Genomic DNA, 21,046 nt, shown 5'->3' with positions numbered 1-21,046 from the left:
TGATGCTAATTCGTATTTTTGTTGGTTATAGTAAAGAAGCCCCCGATTGTTGTAAGCCTCAGCATAATTAGGATTAATTTCAATAGCTTTGTTGTAATCATCTGATGCTAATTCGTATTTTTGTTGGTTATAGTAAAGAAGCCCCCGATTGTTGTAAGCCTCAGCATAATTAGGATTAATTTCAATAGCTTTGTTGTAATCATCTGATGCTAATTCGTATTTTTGTTGGTTATAGTAAAGAACCCCACGATTGTTGTAAGCCTCAGCTAAATTAGGATTAATGTCAATAGCTTTGTTCCAGTCAGCTAAAGCTAATTCGTATTTTTGTTGGTAATAGTAAAAACGTCCACGATTGTTGTAAGCCCCAGCTAACTTAGAATCAAGTTCAATAGCTTTGTTCCAGTCAGCTAAAGCTAATTCGTATTTTTGTTGGTCATAGTAAATATTCCCCCGATCGCTGTAAGCCATAGCAAAATTAGGATTAATTTTAATAGCTTTGTTCCAGTCAGCTAAAGCTAATTCGTATTTTTTTTGGTAATAGTAAAGCTCCCCCCGAACAGAGTAAGCCAGAGCATAATTAGGATTAAGTTTCATAGCTTTGTTTAAGTCAGCTAAAGCTAATTCGTATTTTTTTTGCAAGGAATAGGAACCCCCACGAATCATATACCAAAAAGCACGAGGAGCGCGATTAATTGCCTGAGTAATTGTGTCTAATCCCTCATCATAGCGTTTTAACTCATATAATACTACCCATTTTTCGATATAGTGATTGGGGTTATTGGGAAACAGAGAAATCGCCTGATTAATCACCGTTAAGGCTTGCTCATAATTTTCTAAAGAGCGATAAACAACACTTTGCAGTTGTAAAATACTACTGTGAAACTCCTTTAAATCTTCTCCTGTAGGTAAGGTATTAATCGCTTGTTGCAAAGCTTCTATAGCTGGTTGATCTTTATCTAAACCAAATAACGCTAATCCCTTCCCATACCAAGCTAAATAGACATTCTTGGGGTCATTTTGCTTAATCGCTTCATCAAACGCCTTAATTGCTTCCTCATGCCTCCGTAACCGCCATAATTGTCCTCCCCTTTCTATCCAAATATCCGCCTTCGCATTGGTATTAGGGACAATAACACCAGTAATCGCTTGAATAATTTCTTGTTGTTGTTGCGGACTAACTTGGGGTTGAGCAGTGGTTAATAATTGCGGTTTTACCTTCAATCTTTCTTGCAATCCGATAAAAGTGCTAATGGGAATCCCCAAACTAAACCCTAACTGAATTTTCCCCCCCCCTGCTCCTTCTGAACGTCCATGAATCCCTATTACTCTCCCCTGGGAGTCTAAGACTGCACCGCCACTCATGCCCCCAAATGTGATGCTGGTATAAACTAATTCATAGCCTCCGGTTAAAGAAGCAACACTTTGTAATGTTCCACTTTGTTGCGTGCTTAAGTCACTTTGGCGGGTTAGTAGTAATCCCAGTTCTTTCTCGATAATTCTACCGCCACTAAACAACCATTTCGAGGGATTGTCGCCAATTTTGGGGAAGCCTGCCGCAAAAACAAAATCACCGGTATTTGGGTTATAATTCGCTATTTCCGCAACGGGATAATTGTCCAGGCTTTCAAACTGAAAAACTGCTAAATCTACCCCTTCCTGCCGGATGATGGTGCTTTTCTCGATGTTTCGAGTTTTGCCGTCGCTGGTGACGACGGTGTAGGTGTAATCAGCACAGCTGTCGGTGCGTGCCATTTCTCCGCAAAGGACGTGATCGGCGGTTAGGACGGTGTAAATATTCCCTTCTTTAGCGATAATTACGCCACTTCCATTGGCAATTACGCCACTTCCATTGGCTTTACTGCTACTATCAATCCGCACGGTGAAACCCTTGGCTTTCGCTTCTAATTCGGCGATATAGTCAGTAGGGGCGGTGGTTTCTATATCGGGGTTCACCTGCGGTAGGGGTAGGTTATAGGCGCTGAGGATTTCGGGACGGATGTAGGTTAATAGGGTATTGATGGAAATGCCCCAATTAACCGCTCTCATCTGTTGGATTTCTGCGTCTGTGGGTTTTGTACCGTCCTCGTAGATGTAGTTAGAGAGAATCGGATGGGCCGATCGCCCGTTAATGCCGATTAAATCCCGCTCGACAAAAATGCCGCCGCCACTCATTCCCTGCACGATATCGCCACTATAACCGACGCTGTAGCCATCCCGGAGGGGTCGATCGCTCACCTGTTCGAGGGTTCCCTTTGTCGTCCGATACTGTCCCGTTTCGGCAACATATCCCGCGGCCACCACTTCTAAACCGATGCTGTTTTGATTGATGGTAAACTCCGCGATGGTGGCGATCGAATAGTCCCGGGTATCGCTAAACTCCAGCAGAGCGAGATCTTGATTCTCCGATAGGGAATTGGGGACAATGCGGGCCGCACGGCTGTGGCCGTCGTAAGTTTGTACCTGTAGGGTTTTCGCGCTGCGGGTAACGTGGGCGTTGGTTAGGACAAGGTAATTATCGCCTTTTTTAGCAATAATCGTCCCCGATCCCCGATTTGTCTCGCTAGTAATCCGAACGGTGACTCGTTGTAGGAATTGCTCCTCGGTAAGCTCCCGATCGCCCTGTGCCGTCAGAATGGGATGATTAGAAATATTTCCGGCAGCCGGGGTGATAAGGGTTAACCCGGGTTGAGGCAGTAGGGAGAAAAGAAGGATGAGGGCGATCGAAGGTTTGATCATGGTTGTTACCTAGGGTTTGCTGAATAAATGTGAAATGTAGGCAAGGTAAGAGTTTTGTCGTTTTTCTCGTGAAACAGGTGCAAGATTTTGAGAGAATCGTGCTTCAAAACCTTGCGTCTTCATCGGCCCGGGTCCTGTAGGGGCGAAGCATTCGGGCAATAACCTATCGGTGAAACCGGAGATTTTCTATCCGAATGCTTCGCCCGTACTTTTTCAGCAAGCCTTACCTTGCTATTTTAAGTAGTAAGAACGAAGAAAAAAGAAGATACCGGAGGTGGTGAGAAGTGCGATCGCTGGGGGAATAATCGGAACCCAGAGACCGAAATAACTAAAGAGAAGCCAACCGATACCAGTAAGGGAAATCACAGCGATCGCCACTGTCAAAAGTACCGTTTTTACCCGAAAAAAACGCCACGTTAATAATCCCCCCACCAGGGACCAACCCAGCACCCAGAAAGCCTCCTGTAGGGGATTCCAGAAAGCGATCGAGGTACGTTTTCCTTCCATTGTATCGAGAATTTGACTGACTGCGTGCGCGTGCAAATAAACCCCCGGAATTGCTTCCGATGGGTTGCGACTAAAGGGGGTTAAAAAATCATCGATCCCGGGTTCTGTTACTCCAATCAGGACAATTTTTTCCCGGACTGATTCGGAATTAAAACGCGGATCTAAAACCTGTCGGAGAGATTTTTTCGGAGCAATTTTGATGATTGCATCGATGCCATTATCGGCGATTCGACGGTAAGCGAGCATAACTTGACGGCCGGATCGGGTATCGGATTGACTGGTTCTGTAGGGGCCGCGGTTGGATTGTAGCCAGTCACCGAGATGAGTATCCCCGATATTAATTTCTAGAATTCCCCGCTCCAGTTTATTGCAGTCAAAATCTTGATTCTGGGATTCTAGATATCGTTTGGCAATTAGGAGACTAAAACTAGGAGCATAATCTTTAAAATTACAGGACATTGAGTCAACTTTGGCCAAAGAATCCGGGGGAAGACAGGGAGAGGTGCGATCGAGTTTTGCCTGATATAAAAAACGACGAATTCGGGGAACTCCGGCAATGGTTTCGTCTGGGACTATGTTACTAAAACCACTCTGATTTTTTGGCAGTTCCGGGGGTGGGGGAAATCCGTCCGGTTGCGGGTAATTATTAAACTTACAAATCGAGATAAAATTAGGAGTATTTTGTAATTGTTTGGCTAGGGGTGGATAATCTTGACTGGCAGCGATGGGACGGAGGATATCTAAGGCGATAATTTGCGGTTCGTAGGGCAGTAATTTATTTAAAAGCTGCGATAATGCTTCTCCTGCGAGGGAACGTTTTCGATCGCTTCCGGGTATTGTTGGTCTTTTCATACCCATGCGATCTTGATAGGCCCAATCTTGGCGATCAATGGTAATAATTAATAATCTTTCATCGGGTTTATCTTTGGGTTTTAGTTGCATCAGGCGATCATAAATATTTAATTCTAAGGGTTCTAAAATTCCTGTTTCTCTTATTGCCAAGACTGTCATCGTTACGGCTAAACCTAAACCGAAAGTTAGAGCGAATCGTCGCCAATTTTGTTGTTTTTGAGGGGAGTTACTGAAACTATGCCAAGTGGGGGGTTCTTCGGTGGGATTGGGGCAAACTACGGGCAGCCAACTGGCACAGGGATAGTCTTTTTCCCAGTCATCGTGCAGATTTTTTTGGGCTTCATGTACGGCGCTATAGAGAGATTTATTATTGGTAAAAGCGGTTAAAAAGTATTGCAGAAATTTGGGAGAAACAGGATCGGGTAATTTCTCGCGCATAAAGATTAGATGGGGTAATGCCATCCCTTTTTCCCGTGATAGTTGTTGTGCTAAACCGATACCATCACAGGAGTTAAATATCGCTAACTTTAACCCGTTTTTAGTAGCTTCTCCCAGAGAAAAGCTAAAATCAGCTATCTTTAATTTATGAGTTTCTGTTAGTTGAATTTCGCAATCTTGGCCATCTTCTGTACTGGCACTATGACCGCTAAAAAAGAGGATATTCCAAGTTTCTTGACGCAATAACTGATTTAATTTTTGCGGGTGGGGAGCTTTTTCCCAGATAATTTCGGCTCCTGCTTTTCCCGCAATATCGTCTAAAGTTTTGCGATCTTCTTCGAGAAATTTTAAGTCGGTGGCATAGCCTAAAATGGCTAAAATCCGAATTTTTTCATGATTTTTTAATTGTCTGGTTAAGGTATCGTATTCTGAGACAATAATGGCTATATCTGCGCCAGTATTTTGGAGAATTTCCCATTTTTCCCAGGGGAATCTTTGCAGCCAAATATTATCGGTTTGTAACCAGATACGAAAGTTATTGCCAGAGCGCAGAATTGCGGTTTTGATCGGTTCAAATTCTGGGCTATTATTCAACCATTTGTTTAAGTTATCCTCAAATAATTTGGCTTTTTCTTGGCAGTTTTTAAAAACTAAATTCTGCTGAGAACTATTGGTAATTTGTTGGGGATTGCTATCTTTTAAGACCTTAAAAAATCCCTCTAATTCACTATAGTGACGTTGCCATTGACGGTAAAGAGTTAATAACTCTAAATTAGCTGGTAGCCTTGCTTTGATCACAGTTTGGGGACGAGAATTAAGATCGGGACGAATTTCTAATTTTACTTTAAATCCCCGATCGAATGTGCCATCTAGTTCGAGAGTTAAGAGTTTAATCATTAAGTTTTTCCTCGCTTATACTTGTAAATATTCGGTGACTCTTGCCGATTCTAAAGCCACTTCAATGAAGAATTTATCCCCCAATTCAGCATCAAATCGATAACGAATAAATTCATCGTTATCTGTGGCAATTACTTCTCGAAAAACCTGACCAGTTTCGGTGAGAATAGTTAATTTTAAATGGGGGGGTAAAGTGCTTGTTTCTCCGGTGGGGTAAACAGTCGCTTGCAGGCTAAATACTTCTTCAGTTTTAGCGATAGTAATCATCAAAGCGAGGGGATTTCCCAGTAATTCTACTCCTAAATCTTTGATGCGTTTAATTTCTGTATTTTTGAATGCTGGAACCAGTGACAGTGAGCTAAAATTGAGGATACTTTGCCAATCAATGGGGAAATTATCGGCAAACCAATTGGTTAACTTGACGGGGGATTTTTGCCGACGGGTAATTAAAATTTTTCTCCAGTTACTATTGACGATAACTGCTGCCCATTCTTGAAAAGTAACGGCTTTTCTGGGAAAGATTAACTGAGGATTAGCTAAGATGTCTAGTAAGGTTGTCAATCTATCTAAAGATAGTTTTTCTTCCATCTTTTCCGGTTCAATCCTCACTGCTTGTAATTGACACTCTCCCCATAAATCCAAAGAATCTGATCCTGATTGCAGTTGATTTCTCGGTAGAGAGTAGTTAAGATTACGCTTAATATATTGTCCTTTTTCCTTAATATCTTTATGGGTAGTATAACCCCAAATTCTCAGATGACTTTCGGCAGTGTTTACCTGTACCGCTAAATAATAATCACCAATTAATTGAGGAATATCTACCCATTCTTGAGGAATTTCGATCGCTTCTAGATCCAGAGTTTCGCTGGCAATAAATATTACTGACTTTTCGCCTAATTTAACGGTAAAACCATTAACTCCTAGTTGCCAGAAATCCTCTTGATTTTCTACTAAGCTAACCCCAGGCATCCCTGACTGTAGATAGTTAAAAATAACTTGTTGACAGAGATAATTAATATAAAATCTCTGACGAATACTGGCATCAGTAAAACTGGCACTTTTTGCCCAACTTATCTCTTGAATATCTGCGGGTATTTCTAGCCAAATGCTATCAGGAGTTAGTTCTAACCAATCATTAACCATAATTAATCCTCCTGAGTTGTTGCGCTGGTTTGATAGTAGTATGTTAGCCATGGTTCTATTGCCTTACTAATAACTTCTCTATCGTGGGACTGGAAAGAAATATGCAGGTTTTCGCTGGCCCAGGGTAAAAACTTTTTAGCGAGGTGACGATAAACTTTATCCAGTTCCCTAGAAACCTGATATTGTTTGATAACTACCGTGGTAATTTCTGTAATCTTAGCGGCAATTGCCACTTGTCCCAACCCTGAACCATAAGTCATCTCTAGAATTAACTGAATTTGCGGATGCAGTTTTACCTGTTGCGGCTGCTGACAAATCTGTTGAATTTCTGCCCGCAACCAAGCTAGAATTTTTTGGTGGTTTTGTTGCGACTCGCGAAAATTTTCCGCCGCTTCTAACTGCTGCCAAGGGTTATTATGGAGAGTATCTTCGATCATTTCCTCCCTCGTGCTACTTTCCCCATCCCCGAAAGGTTGCTGTAGGGAAATTGTTTTTCCTTGGGGAAATAAATAATCAAAAATAGCTTGTCCCGCATCCTCTAACCATCGGTTAATTGTTGCAGAATTGATTTTGATGGTAGAGTGGCTATCCGAGTTATAAGCAGCGGCGATTTTTTGCCAGATTTCTGGACTAGGTTCCTGAATTTTACCATCGGTTTTTATTTTTGCCTGGGCATAAATTTCTTTATAGTAATCCCAAGCTAAAAGGTAATTTTCGAGAGTTTCTCCCACTAATCCCCTCGCCAGGAGAGCTTGGCTGAGACGCGCTCCGGTAGAATTAAGTAGTAGGCTCCAAGTATTATGGCCGAATGCTTGACTAATCTGACGGATGCGATCGATTAAGCGATATTTAATCCTCTGATTGGCAAAATTATCGAAGCGAGTGGAGAATAAAGGCTTAAAGTCAGCTAAGATAGCCTCAAAACCAAGAATTCCTTCGTTAAAGTAGTCTTCGATCTGATAATCTAGTTTAGCTTGATATTTTTGATAGATTTCGGCAGCAGCCCAGTAGCAAGGTTCCTGCAAATAAGCGTATAAATGCCCACGGAAAAGATGATTTTGGGAACCGTGATTCTGATACTGTTGGTGAAAGAATAGGGCCCAATAATCCTCGGACTCGACATTAGGATCGATTTGGCCATAGCTTTCCATGTTACGACGCAAACGCCGATCGCAATTCCATTGTGTCCTATTTTGCTGCAAAACTAAAAAGCAACAAAACTTCTCCAGCAAAGTCTCTCGTTTTTTCATCTAGCTAGTCCCCGTGGAGGTCAACTAAACTCTCTATCGTTCCACTTGCAGCTTTTATGCAGTATTTTGGCATTTTGTTACAAATTGATCATACTCGGTCTAGGAGAGTCACATTGACATACTCCCCCACCCCCAACAGCTAACCCCCATGGCGGACCAGAACGGGCATATTAAAAAAAAACCTGTCCACTGTTCCTGAGAAACGTTAACATAAGTTAACAACCCCTTGACAACCGATAAGATCATCCTCAATTTATCAGGAGTTCGACAGCGTGAACAAAAACGGTAATAACAAAAAATGGCGCAATGCGGGACTATATGCCCTATTGTTAATCGTAGTCCTTGCCTTGGCCTCAGCTTTCTTCGATCGCCAGCCAGCAGTGCAACAAACTTGGAAGTATAGTGAATTTTTACAGGAAGTACGCGAAGGTAAAGTAGAAACCGTGCGCTTAAGTGCCGACCGGCAACGAGCGATCGTACCCACTCAAGATGGAACAAATGTATTAGTAAACCTACCCAACGATCCGCAATTAATCAACATCTTGGCAGAAAATAACGTTGATATTTCCGTACTGCCCCAAAGAGAAGAAGGAGTATGGGTAAGAGCCTTCAGTAGCCTATTTTTCCCTATATTGCTTCTTGTTGGTCTATTTTTCTTGCTCCGTCGCGCCCAAAGTGGCCCCGGTTCCCAAGCGATGAACTTCGGCAAATCGAAAGCAAGAGTACAGATGGAACCCCAAACCCAGGTTACTTTCGGTGATGTGGCCGGGATTGAAGGGGCAAAATTAGAATTAAACGAAGTGGTGGACTTCCTGAAAAATGCCGATCGCTTCACGGCAATTGGGGCAAAAATCCCCAAAGGAGTCCTTTTAGTCGGTCCTCCGGGGACAGGTAAAACCCTGCTTGCTCGCGCAGTAGCTGGAGAAGCAGGAGTCCCGTTTTTTAGCATTTCCGGTTCGGAATTCGTGGAAATGTTCGTCGGGGTGGGTGCTTCTCGCGTCCGCGACCTATTTGAACAAGCGAAAGCGAATGCACCTTGTATCGTCTTTATCGATGAGATTGATGCTGTCGGTCGTCAACGGGGTGCCGGTTTAGGGGGTGGTAACGATGAACGGGAACAAACCCTCAACCAATTATTAACGGAAATGGACGGTTTTGAAGGTAATACAGGTATTATCATTATCGCCGCCACTAACCGCCCCGATGTGCTGGATGCCGCTTTATTACGTCCGGGTCGTTTTGATCGCCAAGTGGTGGTGGATCGTCCCGATTACGCTGGCCGTAAGGAAATCCTTAATGTCCACTCCAGAGGCAAAACTTTGGCCCAAGACGTGGATCTCGATAAAATCGCCCGTCGTACCCCCGGTTTTACCGGTGCGGATCTGGCTAATTTGCTCAACGAAGCCGCAATTTTAGCCGCACGTCGCAATTTAACCGAGATTTCCATGGATGAGATCAACGATGCGATCGATCGTGTTCTGGCCGGTCCTGAGAAGAAAAATCGCGTCATGAGTGAAAAACGCAAAACTTTAGTTGCTTACCATGAAGCTGGTCACGCTTTGGTGGGTGCTTTAATGCCGGATTACGATCCCGTCCAGAAAATTAGTATTATTCCTCGCGGTCGCGCCGGGGGTTTAACTTGGTTCACTCCCAGCGAGGATCGCATGGAATCCGGGTTATATTCTCGCGCTTATCTGCAAAATCAGATGGCTGTAGCTTTGGGGGGTCGTTTAGCTGAAGAAATTATCTTCGGTGAGGAAGAAGTGACTACGGGTGCTTCTAATGACCTGCAACAGGTGGCACGAGTAGCGCGGCAAATGGTAACTCGTTTCGGAATGAGCGATCGCCTCGGTCCAGTGGCTTTAGGTCGTCAAAATGGTAATGTTTTCCTAGGTCGTGATATCGCTTCCGATCGAGATTTCTCCGATGAAACTGCGGCAGCTATTGACGAGGAAGTGCGTAACTTAGTGGAACAGGCCTATCGTCGCGCTAAAGAGGTTTTAGTCAATAACCGCGCCATCTTGGACCAGTTAGCGCAAATGTTAGTGGAAAAAGAAACCGTGGACGCGGAGGAGTTACAAAATATCCTCGCTAATAACGATGTGAAAATGGCGGCTTTAGCTTAAGTTTTGTAACATTTTCTTGACAAACAGCACCCATCAGGATGCTGTTTTTTTTGTTCAACGAAAATTAATGACAAACTTAATTTCTTGCTGATAAGCTGTTAATCAGCTTAACAATACCCTGTTTAAATGCGTCTTAGCTTAACAGTCCTGTCTTTTCACTGATTACTGTTTACTGTCATGTAAAATCGATGACTACTTCCTCTTTCCTCTTGGCTGCATCTCACATTTGCAGAAATACCGACAATCAGCAATTATCAGTGACTCTGAAATTGGTACAAATGTATGAACAACTGCGTGTAAGCATCCCACCGAAAAGCTAATGCGCGGGGGGGTTGGGGGGTAGAACCCCCCAAAAGCTTGGATTGAGTGATAAAATCGCAAGTAAGGCCCGATTTTAACCGAGAGTTTCCCCTTAAAAATCCCAACTTGGTAGATTTACGAAAATGAGATGCAGCCTTCCTCTTTACCTATTTTAATTGTTATTTGTGGGGCAACTGCCACGGGAAAATCCAGTTTAGCACTACAATTGGCTGAAAAGTTTAATTCAGTAATTCTCAGTGCCGATTCCCGACAAATCTATCGAGAATTTAATATTGGTACTGCTAAACCTAGCTTAGAAGAATGTCAGCGGATTCCCCATTATCTAATTGATATTTGTGATCCTCAAGATAATTTCACCCTAGCACAGTACCAAGAACAGGCTGAGGATTTAATCACCACTCTCCACTATTCTCCTCTGTTTTTGGTCGGTGGTACGGGACTTTATATCAAGTCCATTGTCAAAGGTTTAAAAATACCGAGGGTTTCCCCTCAACCGGATTTAAGACGGCAATTACAAGCTTTAGGACAATCCTATCTTTATCAAATTCTGATGCAGGTAGATGAGGAGGCTGCTAAAAAAATTCATCCCCATGATCAGGTAAGGACTTTACGCGCTTTAGAGGTTTTTTATCTGACAGGAAAACCTATCTCTAGTCAGCAGGGAGAAAACCCTCCCACTTATCCAATTTTACAAATTGGTTTAGACTGTTCCCCAGAAAGTTTAGACAAGCGGATCACTGTTCGTACTCATCAAATGATTGCAAAAGGATTAGTAGCAGAGGTGCAGAATTTGGGGGATAAATACGGTTGGGATTTGCCACTTTTGCAGACTTTGGGTTATGCAGAGATTAAGCAATATCTCCTCGGAGAAATTTCTTTAGAACAGGCGATCGATCTAATTATCCTCCACACCCGTCAATTTGCCAAACGTCAGCGCACTTGGTTTCGTGCCGATGCTGATATTATCTGGTTTCCCGTCGATAAAGAAAATTTATTGAAATCGGTGGAACGAAAAATTATTTTGTTTCTTGAGGAGTTGCCCGATATAAAAACACATCATTCTGATTAACGATTAACTGAAAGTTCTCATTTTGATTCAGTTTATTTAAGTGATAATCAATTAGTTCTGGTGAACTAGACCAACCGGGATGACGGCGATCGAGTAGGATATAATTAAATTGATTTAAATCTAGGGATTGGGAACCTTCGATCGCTAATTTGATCATTTCTCGATGGGTAAGATGGGGGGCAATTCTAGAAGTAGTCAAGACACTCTCACTGGTGGTAATTTGGGTTAGAACTTTTTGGGTGGCGGACCAAGTATCGAGGGAATTTAAATACAGTGACCAAAAATAGCCGTATTTAGCTAAGGCAAAAAAGGCAATAATTGCCCAAGTAATTATCCATTTAGGTTTTTTTAACCAGTTACTATTATGGGCTAAAGTGGCGATAACCGCTAGAAATAAAAAGGGCAAAATTGGCAGGGAATATTGAGTGGTTAAGTTTTTTTGTGGGGCATGATCTGCTAATAAATTTAAAGCGAGTGCGGGAATAGCAGCAATTATTGGGGCAGAATAGCGCCAAGATAAACCCCAAACTAAGGGAATAAATAATAGGATTAGGTATTCTAGATTATTGCCAGTAAAGATTTTTCCTAAGACTAGATCGGGTTTGAGGAAAAGATTAAAGATAATTGCTGGTAAACTATCTCCTAGATAACTATATCGAGAATCGGCCATTTCAACAACTGCCGATTTTCCTGTCAGGAGGGGAATTAATAACTTCGTGGTGATAATAAACCAAAGAATGCCGGTAATCATGGCAATTATTCCGGGGATTTTTTTCTTTTCCCAGAGAAGTAACCAGATACCCATTCCCAACAATGTTAAAGAGAGAATTGCTTTACAACCGAGAATAATAATGATTCCTAGACAAAATCCCCAGAGATTATTTAATCTTGCCGCTAAAATTGTCCAAAAAATTGCTGGAACTGCGATAACTTCTGGATGAAAATCAAAGAGATTAACATTAAAAATCAGGGGATAGAGCAGATAAACTAAGGCTAATGTATAAGCTTGTTTTTCTTTTAATCCCGCTTGTATTGCCAATTGCCAGAGGGGAAAAACGGCAAGGGAAAGGGAAAAAGCTTGCAAGAGAAGCAGCCAATAAACGCTAGGATAAATTTTATAAAGTAAGGCTATAGGATAGAGAATAAAAGCGATATGATCGCCTAAAATATGGTAATCAACAAAAGATATAATCGGTGGTTTACCTTGAGAAATTAGGTAAACTCCCTGATCAAACCAACCAAGATCGAGAGCGTTAGATTGAAATAAAATATGTCTGATGCTGCTGCAAATAAACAGGATTATTGTAGCGCAACCAATCAACCAAAATAAATCATTTTTTTTAGGCATAATCATTAAGTTTTACTGAGATTTTTCGGGATTATTACGACAATACTGCCAGGTATATCTAAAATAGGAAGCAACTTCAGTAAACCATGCTTTAAAAATATTTCTGTTCTCACTGGTGACGATAACCCCATTAATAAACTCTTGCCATTGGGGATCATTAGCGGGAAGAATGAAACCATAATAATCACAATTTAAAGGATTGCGGGGGATAAGTTGATAATCTTTTCCTAGGGATAAACCGAGAATGACAGCTTCTCCAATTAGCAGAATACCATCACTAGCAAAAGCATCTATTCTATTCCTTCTTAAACTTTGGATACCCCGCAGTCTTCCCGTCACTCCTTGAAATTCTTGATAGGTAGCAAGAGGATATTTTTGTCTTAATAATTCCTGAGTGCTGGTATCTCGTAAAACTCCAATAGTTACAGCTTCTAAGGACGAAGAAAAGTTAAAATTATTCTGATTATCACTCCGAACTAAAAACTGAGTTCCCGTGACAAAAAAAGGACGAGAAAAACTGACACCATTAGGTATATTTTTTCTGATACTATTAGGACCACACTCGAAATCAACGGTTTTATTTTCCAATAACTGGAAGCGATTAAATAAAGTCGATTTATAAATTTTGACACTGATGATTTGGAGGTTTAATTTGTGCTTAAGTTCCTCTCTAAGCAATTGGATAAAATCTAAGCATAATCCCTGCAAATTATTATTACTATCCCGATAGCCAAAGGGAATCGCATCTTCTCTCATAGCTACTTCTAATAATCCCGTGCGTTTAATTTTTTCTAGAACCGTTTCAGACTTAGCTGGGAGGGGAGCAAAAACATTAGATAAAATAACGAGAGTAAGAATGATTAATTTCATGGTTTTTGCCGAGATTATTTAAGATTTGTTATGACCGTGATCCCATTGATCTAAAATGTCTTTGAATAATAATTCATCTAACCATGTTTTTACTACCACTGTCAAAGGTAAAGCCAATAATAAACCTAAGATGCCAAACATTTGAGCAAAGAAAATTTGAGCGATTAGGGTAATTGCCGGTAGTAAAGATACCTGTTTAGCCATGACAGTGGGTGTCAGCCAATAACTTTCGACATTTTGGATAATAAAATAGAGAATCAGAATAGCGACAATTTTCCAAGGTGCATCGATAACAGCAATTAGAATGGGAAAAATCACACTAGCAGTCGGTCCGATATTAGGGATAAAATTGAGCAATCCTGCTAGGATAGCATGAACGAGAACTAGATTAATTTGTAGAACAAAAAGACCGAACCCACTGAATAATCCTACCATAGTTGAACTAATGGCAATTCCCAACAACCAATTACCTAAACCCGCTTCCGACAGGGTAAGAATTTCCTCGGCACGACGACGATAGAAGTTAGGAAATAATTTTAAGAAAGCTTGTCGATAGGGTTGGGGGTTGACTAACATCATCATTGCTAACACCAGCACGAATAATAATTGCAAAATGGCCGCAACTGAGTTAGAAAAGAAGGTAAAAAAGTTACTAAAAACAAAGGTTCCTAAAGGTTGTAACTGCTGGACTAAATCAGTTAAATTAGGCAGCGATGGCAACCAATCAAATTGGAATTGTTGTCGCCATCGAATCAAGTTATTACGGACTAAATCCCAAGCTTGCGGTAAAAGTTCAATTAATTTTTGAAACTGTTCGATAAAGGGGGGAACAATAATTATAAAAAATAAAATCACAATTCCTAGACTCGTCAGCAGGGTGATTAAAATAGCCAAACCCCTTTTAATCCCCAATCTCTGCAATCCTTTCACACATCTATTTAAGGCTACGGTAAACACGATCGCCATAAAAATCAATAATAACAGCTGTCGAATCTGCCACAATACATAGAGAGCCATTATTAAACAGATAAACCCCAACCACTGACCAAATTTCACGACCTTGATTTATCCTATCGGGACAAGTTTTATCATACAGCAGTCGGGAGGCGGTCGGCGGTCGGCAGGTTTTAGGTGTTGGGGTTTTGGGGTGTTGGGGTTTTGGGGTTTTAGTTCAATTTCCCCACTTCCCCACCTCCCCACTTCCCTATCTCCCCATCTCCCCACCTCCCTATCTCCCCACCTCCCCACAGCAAAAATTAAGTTTTGTATCAAAAATTTGCTAATTTTGCTGTTATGTGCTATACAGTTACGCCACAAAACAGGATAGAAAAACGAGATTTTCTTAATTACCAGACATTTTCTCAAATTTTATGGCAACTCTCCCAGAGTCAAATTATCCTGAAAGAAATCCTCTCCTAGAAAATCCGACAAGACTCAGAGAAATTGTAGCCATTAATGCTTTTATCCTTGTATTAGGACTTCGATAATGAAAGAATTGGAGCGATACTATAAAGTTTTAGGGTTAGATCATGGGGCATCTCTCGACGAGATCAATCAAGCCTACAAAGATTTGGTGTTTATTTGGCATCCCGATCGCATTCCCAAAGATAATCAGCGTCTTTTGGAAAAAGCCACCGCTAAACTGCAAGAAATTAACCACGCTAGGGAACAATTGCGGCAAATTCATCAAAATTCTCCTAAACGCTCCAATTCCCCCCCTAAAACTGAAAAACAGCCCGCCCACGCCTATAAAACTGCGTCCCCCTATCAGCCTCACCCTAGCCAACCCAGCCAAAATTCCCAAACCCATAGTCAACAAACCCACAGTCAACACAGCCACTCCCAGAATAACCATCAGGTCCACAATCATGCCGCCTGGCGCCCTCACTATCGGGATTTAAACGGAGCCGATTTACAGGGAGCCAACCTGAAGGAAAAAGATTTCTCTAGTCGCAGTCTCATCGGGGCAGATTTAAGCCATGCCGACTTAAGCGATAGCTTCCTGCACAAAGTTAACCTAGAAAAGGCTAATCTGTACAAAGCTAATCTTTTTCGTGCCAATCTCCTCGAAGCTAACCTTAAAGGCGCAAATTTACAGGAAGCCAATCTCATCGGGGCGGATTTAAGCGGGGCGGATCTGTCGGCGGCAGATTTACGCGGGGCAAAAATTGGCTTTGGTAAGCGTATTATGGTGAAATTAACTGGAGCAATTTTAACAGGAACAATTCTCCCCGATGGTTCGATTCATCAATGAATAACCTCCTGCTAATTTTGATATTTTTTTAATAGGAACTATCACCCGATGGGCATTTATTACACAATCGCTGCTGTTTTTCTAGGAATGCAATTAGCTGCAGAAGAGAATTTATCAGCGGCGAATCCTGATTTTTTACGTCTGCAAAAAGCTCTAGAAAAACACAATTTTATCGTCAAACTTGCCCCGCCACCAGTGCGAGGAGCCTACGGTTTATTTGATAGTAAAACTAGAATGATTTGGATTCATCCCCTAGTTTTTGACTTAGGTATTGCTCGACCAACATTAATTCATGAAGCTGTCCATGCCGCTCAACTTTGTCATGGGGGCAAAACAGTTAAAGCTCTTAATTTAGGTATAGAACCCCCGGCAATGACCAGGAGATTTTTTATGAATTACGAGGGTTTTAGCCGACAAATTGAAGCGGAAGCCTATACTGTTCAAGTTCAGCCCGATGGTCTAGATTTAGTCATTTCTTTACTGCAAAAATATTGTCCTTAGAAAACCTGTCCTTAAATCTACCAATCCCGTTCTAATTCTTCGGCCACACGACGATAATCGGCACTGGCTTCTTGGGCATTTTTACCGCGCCAATTGGTAATAGCAACCCCGTCTAAAACGGCTTTTTCGTGGGCCTTATAATTTCTGACAAAAGCATGACAGGCAGGAATACCTAATTCTAATAAAGTATTTTGTGCTTCCAAAGTTTCCTTAAGACTACGGGAATCCACTTTTGTTAACAAAACCCGATAGGCAATTCCTAGGGGTTTAACTGCCGTGCGTACCGTGTCAATTAAAGCCATTAAATCCATCGGTGCGGGAGGAGTCGGTAAAATTAAATAATCTGATTCTGCTATTACTGCCGTAAGTAATTCGGAACGCAAAGCTGGTGGTGTGTCAATCACGATCAGATCATACTCGATAATTTGACGCAATTCTCCTAATTTCTCTGTATTAATTTGTTTGGCTAAATCAAATACCATACCCGCTTGATTTCTTTCTACCCACCAAGTGGAGGAACCCTGCGGGTCCGCATCCACCAGCAAAACACGCTGATTCTGTCCCCAAATTGCCGCTAAATTAACCGCAGTGGTGGTTTTACCCACACCACCTTTACCGTTGACAACAGCGAGAATTTTTGGGCTATTAGGCTTTAATTGCGAGGTCATTTTCAGTTATCAGTTATCGGTTATTTTAGCTGTCAGGAGACAGGAGACAGGAGACAGGAGGCAGGAGGCAGGGTGGTCACTGCGTGCGCGTTGCGGGGGGTTTTGGGGTGATAGGGTGTTAGGGTGTTAGGGTGTTGGGGTGTTAGTTGAAATTCCCCCACTTCCCCACTTCCCCACTTCTCACTTCCCGCTCCCCACTGATCACTGAATATAACTAACCAGAAAGTTTTTGATCTAAGATTTGGCTAGTTAATTTAGGATCGGCTTTACCGCCGCTTTTTTTCATGACTTGACCGACAAAAAATCCCTTAAGATTGGTTTTACCCGCCCGGAATTTTTCTAACTCACTTGGATGGGCAGCGATAATTTCCTCGATCAGTTTTTCGATGGCAGAAGTGTCAGAAATTTGTATTAATCCTTTCTTTTGCACCAGCGCTTTGGGTGAACCGCCCTGGGTGAGAAGTTCGGGTAAAATTTCCTTAGCAATTTTGCCACTAATTGTTCCCGTTTCAATCAGTTTAACTAATTCAGCTAAGTCTGACGCTTGCAGGGCAATTTCTGTGATCATCAGCTTATTATTATTCAAATAAGCGGCGATATCTTGACTGATCCAGTTAGCGACTAATTTCGCATTTGCCCCCGCAATTACAGCAGTTTCAAAATATTCGGCCACGGTGCGATCATCGGTTAAAACCCTGGCATCGTAGGCGGAAAGACCAAATTCTTCTTCATAACGACGACGTTTACGAGCGGGTAATTCCGGTAATTCTTCCGCCCAAGCTTTTAACTGTTCGGGGGAGACTTCTAGGGGGGGTAAATCCGGTTCGGGAAAATAGCGATAATCGCTAGAACCTTCTTTTTTCCGCATACTAATCGTCCGTTGAGTAGCTTCTTCCCAAAGACGGGTTTCCTGTACGATCAATTCCCCATTTTCGATCGCTTCAATTTGTCGATCGATCTCGTATTCTATGGCTTTTTGGATAGCACTAAAGGAGTTCATATTTTTAATTTCTACCTTAGTCCCGAACTTTTCAGTGCCTTTTTTGCGAACGGAAATATTGACATCGCAGCGCAGGGAACCCTCCTGCATATTGCCGTCACTGATGCCGAGATAACGCACTAAACGCCGCAATTCTTGGGCATATTCCGCCGCTTCGGCCCCGGTGCGTAAATCCGGTTCCGAGACGATTTCCAACAATGGTACACCTGTACGATTAAAATCCACGAGGGAATGGGTGGAACCGGAGAGACGTTCGCTGCCAGCATGAACCAGTTTTCCCGCGTCTTCTTCCATGTGCAGACGGGTAATGCCGATAATTTTGCGGCTAACTTCCTTAGTTTTTTTATCGACGATCTCGATTTCTAGTTGACCCTGTTCGACAATAGGGAGATCATACTGGGAAATTTGATAATTTTTCGGCAGGTCGGGATAAAAATACTGTTTGCGATCGAATTTGCTATGAGGTGTGATTTTACCGTCGATAGCTAATCCCAGTTTAACGGCACTGGCCAGGACTTCTTGGTTAAGGACGGGTAACACCCCCGGATAACCCAAACAGACGGGACAGACGTTAGTATTGGGGGGACTATCGAAGTTGGTGGGACAGGAACAAAATATCTTGCTTCTGGTGTTCAGTTGACAGTGGGTTTCTAAACCGATAATTGCTTCGTATTCAGTGGCAGACATATTTTCTCGCTCTCGCCGACACAGGAATGATCTGTTTAATCATTATAGTCGCGATTCTGGAGCATTCCCTCCCTTCATAAAACTTAATACTGTAGTTACTAATAACTTTACGCACCTTTAATATAGCTCAAAAAAGATAATTTATTCAACCAATGTCCGCCATTATTTTAATAATATCAAAGGTATAAGACAGGGAAGCTTATCGATAATTTTTCACCGATAAACCTAGCCTTTCTAGTATCGACCACCGACCAACGAAAACGAAAACTTCCCAACTCACCATGAAGATAACCGACATAAATCGTAGCAAAAATTAACTTCTAGAGGCGGGATATTTGCTTAGTATAGAAACAGAGAGATTATACCTGAGAACTGAACCCATAACCAGCCAAAAGCAATATGAACGGTGAAAGTGATCATTTTCTAGGCGAGTATTGCCTTAGTAAGTAGGTGGGTGTTAAAAATTGTCAGATACCTTCCTTATCAAGGGGTATCCCCCCTTAATCACCCCTTATCAAGGAGGGCAGGGGGGATCAAGGACAAAATCTATCTTCAATTTAATTGAAACCACTTACTTAAGTAGGTAGGCGTTAAAAGTTGTCAGATCCCCCCGCCTATCGGCACCCCCCTTATCAAGGGGGGCAGGGGGGATCGAACCTAAAATCTATCTTCAATTTAATTGAAACCACTTACTTAATTGACGATTTTTACTTTTTACTTAATTTTATGTCTTTAACTCTCTCAGAACAACTCAAACGAGAACAATTATCCTACCCTCAAACTCTCCTCCATCATCTGCAAAAGTTACGGCATTTTGTGACAGTAGAAGGAGAGGAGAAATTGCAGCAGTGGAAAAACCTGATTGAAAAGGAGAATTTTCAACCTAGCACCCGTAATTTAGCCTATTATCTCGCCCTGAGACAAGAAGATATCCGGGATTTACAATTAGCTTTAATGCCCTGGGGATTATCTTCCCTAGGCCGGATTGAATCGAAAGTTTTACCGACCCTCGATGCCGTAATTGCCACTTTAGGGGCGGTTTGTCATCAAGAATCCTCATTATTACCCAAACATCCCCCTTTAGAGGCATTTTTCCAGGGAGATCAACTTTTAGCTTCCCATAGCGCCGAAGTTTTCGGTCTGCCTTCCCCCCGGCGTCGGGTGCGAATTATGGTGACAATGCCGACGGAGGCGGCAACCGACCCGGATTTTATCGCTCAATTACTGCGTTGCGGGATGGACTGTATTCGCATTAATTGCGCCCATGATAGCCCGAAAGAGTGGCAGGGAATGATTGAAAATCTGCGCGAGGCAGTCAAAAATCCCGAAAATTTAGTCAATGGACATACCTGTAAGGTTTATATGGACTTAGCTGGCCCAAAAATCCGTTTAGAACAGATTTTAGCCCCCCAGTCCCAAACCAGACTATATCAAGGGGATTTTCTCCTCTTAACCACCCAACCGCCCCATACTGCCCATCCTCAGTATTTTCAGGCTAATTGTTCCCAACCGGAAATTATTCCCCAAATTCCCGTCGGGGCGAAAGTTTGGATTGATGATGGTCATATTGGGGCTGAAGTTATTGCCATAATGCCGGAAGGTCTTTTACTAAAAATTACCCACGCCAGGGAGAAAGGGGAAAAACTGAAAGCAGATAAGGGACTAAATTTCCCCGATACCGTCTTAAATATCGATCCTTTGACCGCAAAAGACCGGCAAGATTTAGATTTTATTGCCGAAAATGCCGATATTATCGGTTACTCTTTTGTACAAAAAGCCAGCGATATCGAGACACTACAGCTAGAGTTACAAAGTCGTTTGGGGGATGCTTGGCGACAAAAAGCAATCGTGGCCAAAATAGAAACACCTTTAGCCGTGAAAAATCTACCGGAATTAATCATTCATGCCGCCGGTAAACAACCTTTTGGGGTGATGATTGCCCGGGGTGATTTGGCCGTAGAAATTGGCTATCAAAGACTCGCAGAAATTCAAGAGGAAATTCTCTGGTTATGCGAAGCGGCCCATATTCCAGTAATTTGGGCTACCCAAGTCCTAGAAAATCTGGTCAAGAAAAGTATTCCCTCCCGGGCTGAGATTACTGATGCCGCTATGGCCGAAAGGGCCGAATGTGTCATGCTGAATAAGGGGGAATATATCCGCGAAGCGGTGACAATTCTCGATGATGTTTTACAAAGAATGCAGACCCACCAAGCTAAAAAAACGCCCCAATTACGCGCCCTCCATTCTTGGGTTTAGGCAGTTTCAGTTATCAGTTATCAGTTATCAGTTATCAGTTATCAGTTATCAGTTATCAGTTATCAGTTATCAGTTATCAGTTATCAGTTATCAGTTATCAGTTATCAGTTATCAGTTATCAGT

At 42.2% G+C, this 21,046-nt stretch carries 14 protein-coding genes; 5 read left to right on the top strand and 9 right to left on the bottom strand.

Annotated features, from left to right (window positions below; genetic code table 11):
• The 4 genes from IM496_RS20835 to IM496_RS20820 all read right to left on the bottom strand — a co-directional run.
• On the bottom strand, positions 1-2,736 hold a 2,736-nt coding region (locus IM496_RS20835; RefSeq protein WP_287663135.1), incomplete at its 3' end, for a tetratricopeptide repeat protein.
• Between the two features lie 231 nt (positions 2,737-2,967).
• Positions 2,968-5,430, bottom strand: a complete 2,463-nt coding sequence (locus tag IM496_RS20830) for a CHASE2 domain-containing protein (RefSeq protein ID WP_287663134.1) — start codon at positions 5,428-5,430, stop codon at positions 2,968-2,970.
• Between the two features lie 15 nt (positions 5,431-5,445).
• Positions 5,446-6,573 (bottom strand): DUF1822 family protein, encoded by a 1,128-nt coding sequence (locus tag IM496_RS20825; RefSeq protein WP_287663133.1) that lies wholly within the window; start codon positions 6,571-6,573, stop codon positions 5,446-5,448.
• Between the two features lie 2 nt (positions 6,574-6,575).
• Complete coding sequence (locus tag IM496_RS20820) at positions 6,576-7,823, bottom strand: RNA polymerase subunit sigma-70 (RefSeq protein WP_287663131.1); 1,248 nt, start codon at positions 7,821-7,823, stop codon at positions 6,576-6,578.
• Between the two features lie 272 nt (positions 7,824-8,095).
• Here IM496_RS20820 and ftsH3 point away from each other — a divergent pair, with 272 nt between their 5' ends.
• Entirely contained in the window at positions 8,096-9,949 is a 1,854-nt protein-coding gene (gene ftsH3, locus IM496_RS20815) for an ATP-dependent zinc metalloprotease FtsH3 (RefSeq protein ID WP_002784350.1), read from the top strand.
• 448 nt (positions 9,950-10,397) lie between these two features.
• Complete coding sequence (miaA, locus tag IM496_RS20810; RefSeq protein ID WP_194013958.1) at positions 10,398-11,339, top strand: tRNA (adenosine(37)-N6)-dimethylallyltransferase MiaA; 942 nt, start codon at positions 10,398-10,400, stop codon at positions 11,337-11,339.
• Here miaA and IM496_RS20805 read toward each other — a convergent pair.
• From IM496_RS20805 to IM496_RS20795, 3 genes are read right to left on the bottom strand one after another with little or no spacing between them, the layout of a single operon-like run.
• Positions 11,287-12,687 (bottom strand): DUF2079 domain-containing protein, encoded by a 1,401-nt coding sequence (locus IM496_RS20805; RefSeq protein WP_287663129.1) that lies wholly within the window; start codon positions 12,685-12,687, stop codon positions 11,287-11,289. The genes miaA and IM496_RS20805 overlap by 53 nt on opposite strands.
• 12 nt (positions 12,688-12,699) lie before the next feature.
• Positions 12,700-13,557, bottom strand: a complete 858-nt coding sequence (locus IM496_RS20800) for an amino acid ABC transporter substrate-binding protein (protein WP_287663128.1) — start codon at positions 13,555-13,557, stop codon at positions 12,700-12,702.
• Between the two features lie 18 nt (positions 13,558-13,575).
• Entirely contained in the window at positions 13,576-14,613 is a 1,038-nt protein-coding gene (locus tag IM496_RS20795; RefSeq protein ID WP_287663126.1) for an AI-2E family transporter, read from the bottom strand.
• A 430-nt stretch (positions 14,614-15,043) separates the two neighbouring features.
• On the opposite strand from IM496_RS20795, the gene IM496_RS20790 reads away from it, so the two are divergent.
• Both IM496_RS20790 and IM496_RS20785 read left to right on the top strand, forming a co-directional pair.
• Complete coding sequence (locus IM496_RS20790) at positions 15,044-15,811, top strand: pentapeptide repeat-containing protein (RefSeq protein WP_287663125.1); 768 nt, start codon at positions 15,044-15,046, stop codon at positions 15,809-15,811.
• A gap of 48 nt (positions 15,812-15,859) precedes the next feature.
• The gene (locus IM496_RS20785; protein ID WP_104396070.1) at positions 15,860-16,312 is read left to right on the top strand and encodes a DUF8637 domain-containing protein; all 453 of its coding nucleotides are present in this window, start codon (positions 15,860-15,862) and stop codon (positions 16,310-16,312) included.
• A 17-nt stretch (positions 16,313-16,329) separates the two neighbouring features.
• Here the strand turns inward: IM496_RS20785 and IM496_RS20780 are convergent, their stop codons facing one another.
• Both IM496_RS20780 and gatB read right to left on the bottom strand, forming a co-directional pair.
• A complete protein-coding gene (locus tag IM496_RS20780; protein ID WP_002745320.1) occupies positions 16,330-16,980 on the bottom strand; it encodes a ParA family protein in 651 nt (216 codons plus the stop codon).
• A 214-nt stretch (positions 16,981-17,194) separates the two neighbouring features.
• Positions 17,195-18,667, bottom strand: coding sequence for an Asp-tRNA(Asn)/Glu-tRNA(Gln) amidotransferase subunit GatB (gatB, locus tag IM496_RS20775; RefSeq protein WP_194017707.1), 1,473 nt, complete (start codon positions 18,665-18,667; stop codon positions 17,195-17,197).
• A gap of 726 nt (positions 18,668-19,393) precedes the next feature.
• Between gatB and IM496_RS20770 the strand changes: the two genes are divergently transcribed.
• A complete protein-coding gene (locus tag IM496_RS20770) occupies positions 19,394-20,923 on the top strand; it encodes a pyruvate kinase (RefSeq protein ID WP_194017709.1) in 1,530 nt (509 codons plus the stop codon).
• Positions 20,924-21,046: the final 123 nt, after the last annotated feature.

The organism is Microcystis sp. M049S2 (assembly GCF_020245625.1).
Classification (GTDB): domain Bacteria; phylum Cyanobacteriota; class Cyanobacteriia; order Cyanobacteriales; family Microcystaceae; genus Microcystis; species Microcystis ichthyoblabe_A.
The sequence above is the reverse complement of the archived record's forward strand: the minus strand, read 5'-3'. Positions and strand labels throughout refer to the sequence as shown.

What these genes read in the sequence shown, in the direction of transcription:
- IM496_RS20830 (WP_287663134.1), bottom strand. Translation starts at nt 5,430, where the DNA reads ATGATTAAACTCTTAACTCTCGAACTAGATGGCACATTCGATCGGGGA.
- IM496_RS20825 (WP_287663133.1), bottom strand. Translation starts at nt 6,573, where the DNA reads ATGGTTAATGATTGGTTAGAACTAACTCCTGATAGCATTTGGCTAGAA.
- IM496_RS20820 (WP_287663131.1), bottom strand. Translation starts at nt 7,823, where the DNA reads ATGAAAAAACGAGAGACTTTGCTGGAGAAGTTTTGTTGCTTTTTAGTT.
- miaA (WP_194013958.1), top strand. Translation starts at nt 10,398, where the DNA reads ATGCAGCCTTCCTCTTTACCTATTTTAATTGTTATTTGTGGGGCAACT.
- IM496_RS20805 (WP_287663129.1), bottom strand. Translation starts at nt 12,687, where the DNA reads ATGCCTAAAAAAAATGATTTATTTTGGTTGATTGGTTGCGCTACAATA.
- IM496_RS20800 (WP_287663128.1), bottom strand. Translation starts at nt 13,557, where the DNA reads ATGAAATTAATCATTCTTACTCTCGTTATTTTATCTAATGTTTTTGCT.
- IM496_RS20790 (WP_287663125.1), top strand. Translation starts at nt 15,044, where the DNA reads ATGAAAGAATTGGAGCGATACTATAAAGTTTTAGGGTTAGATCATGGG.
- IM496_RS20785 (WP_104396070.1), top strand. Translation starts at nt 15,860, where the DNA reads ATGGGCATTTATTACACAATCGCTGCTGTTTTTCTAGGAATGCAATTA.
- IM496_RS20780 (WP_002745320.1), bottom strand. Translation starts at nt 16,980, where the DNA reads ATGACCTCGCAATTAAAGCCTAATAGCCCAAAAATTCTCGCTGTTGTC.
- gatB (WP_194017707.1), bottom strand. Translation starts at nt 18,667, where the DNA reads ATGTCTGCCACTGAATACGAAGCAATTATCGGTTTAGAAACCCACTGT.
- IM496_RS20770 (WP_194017709.1), top strand. Translation starts at nt 19,394, where the DNA reads ATGTCTTTAACTCTCTCAGAACAACTCAAACGAGAACAATTATCCTAC.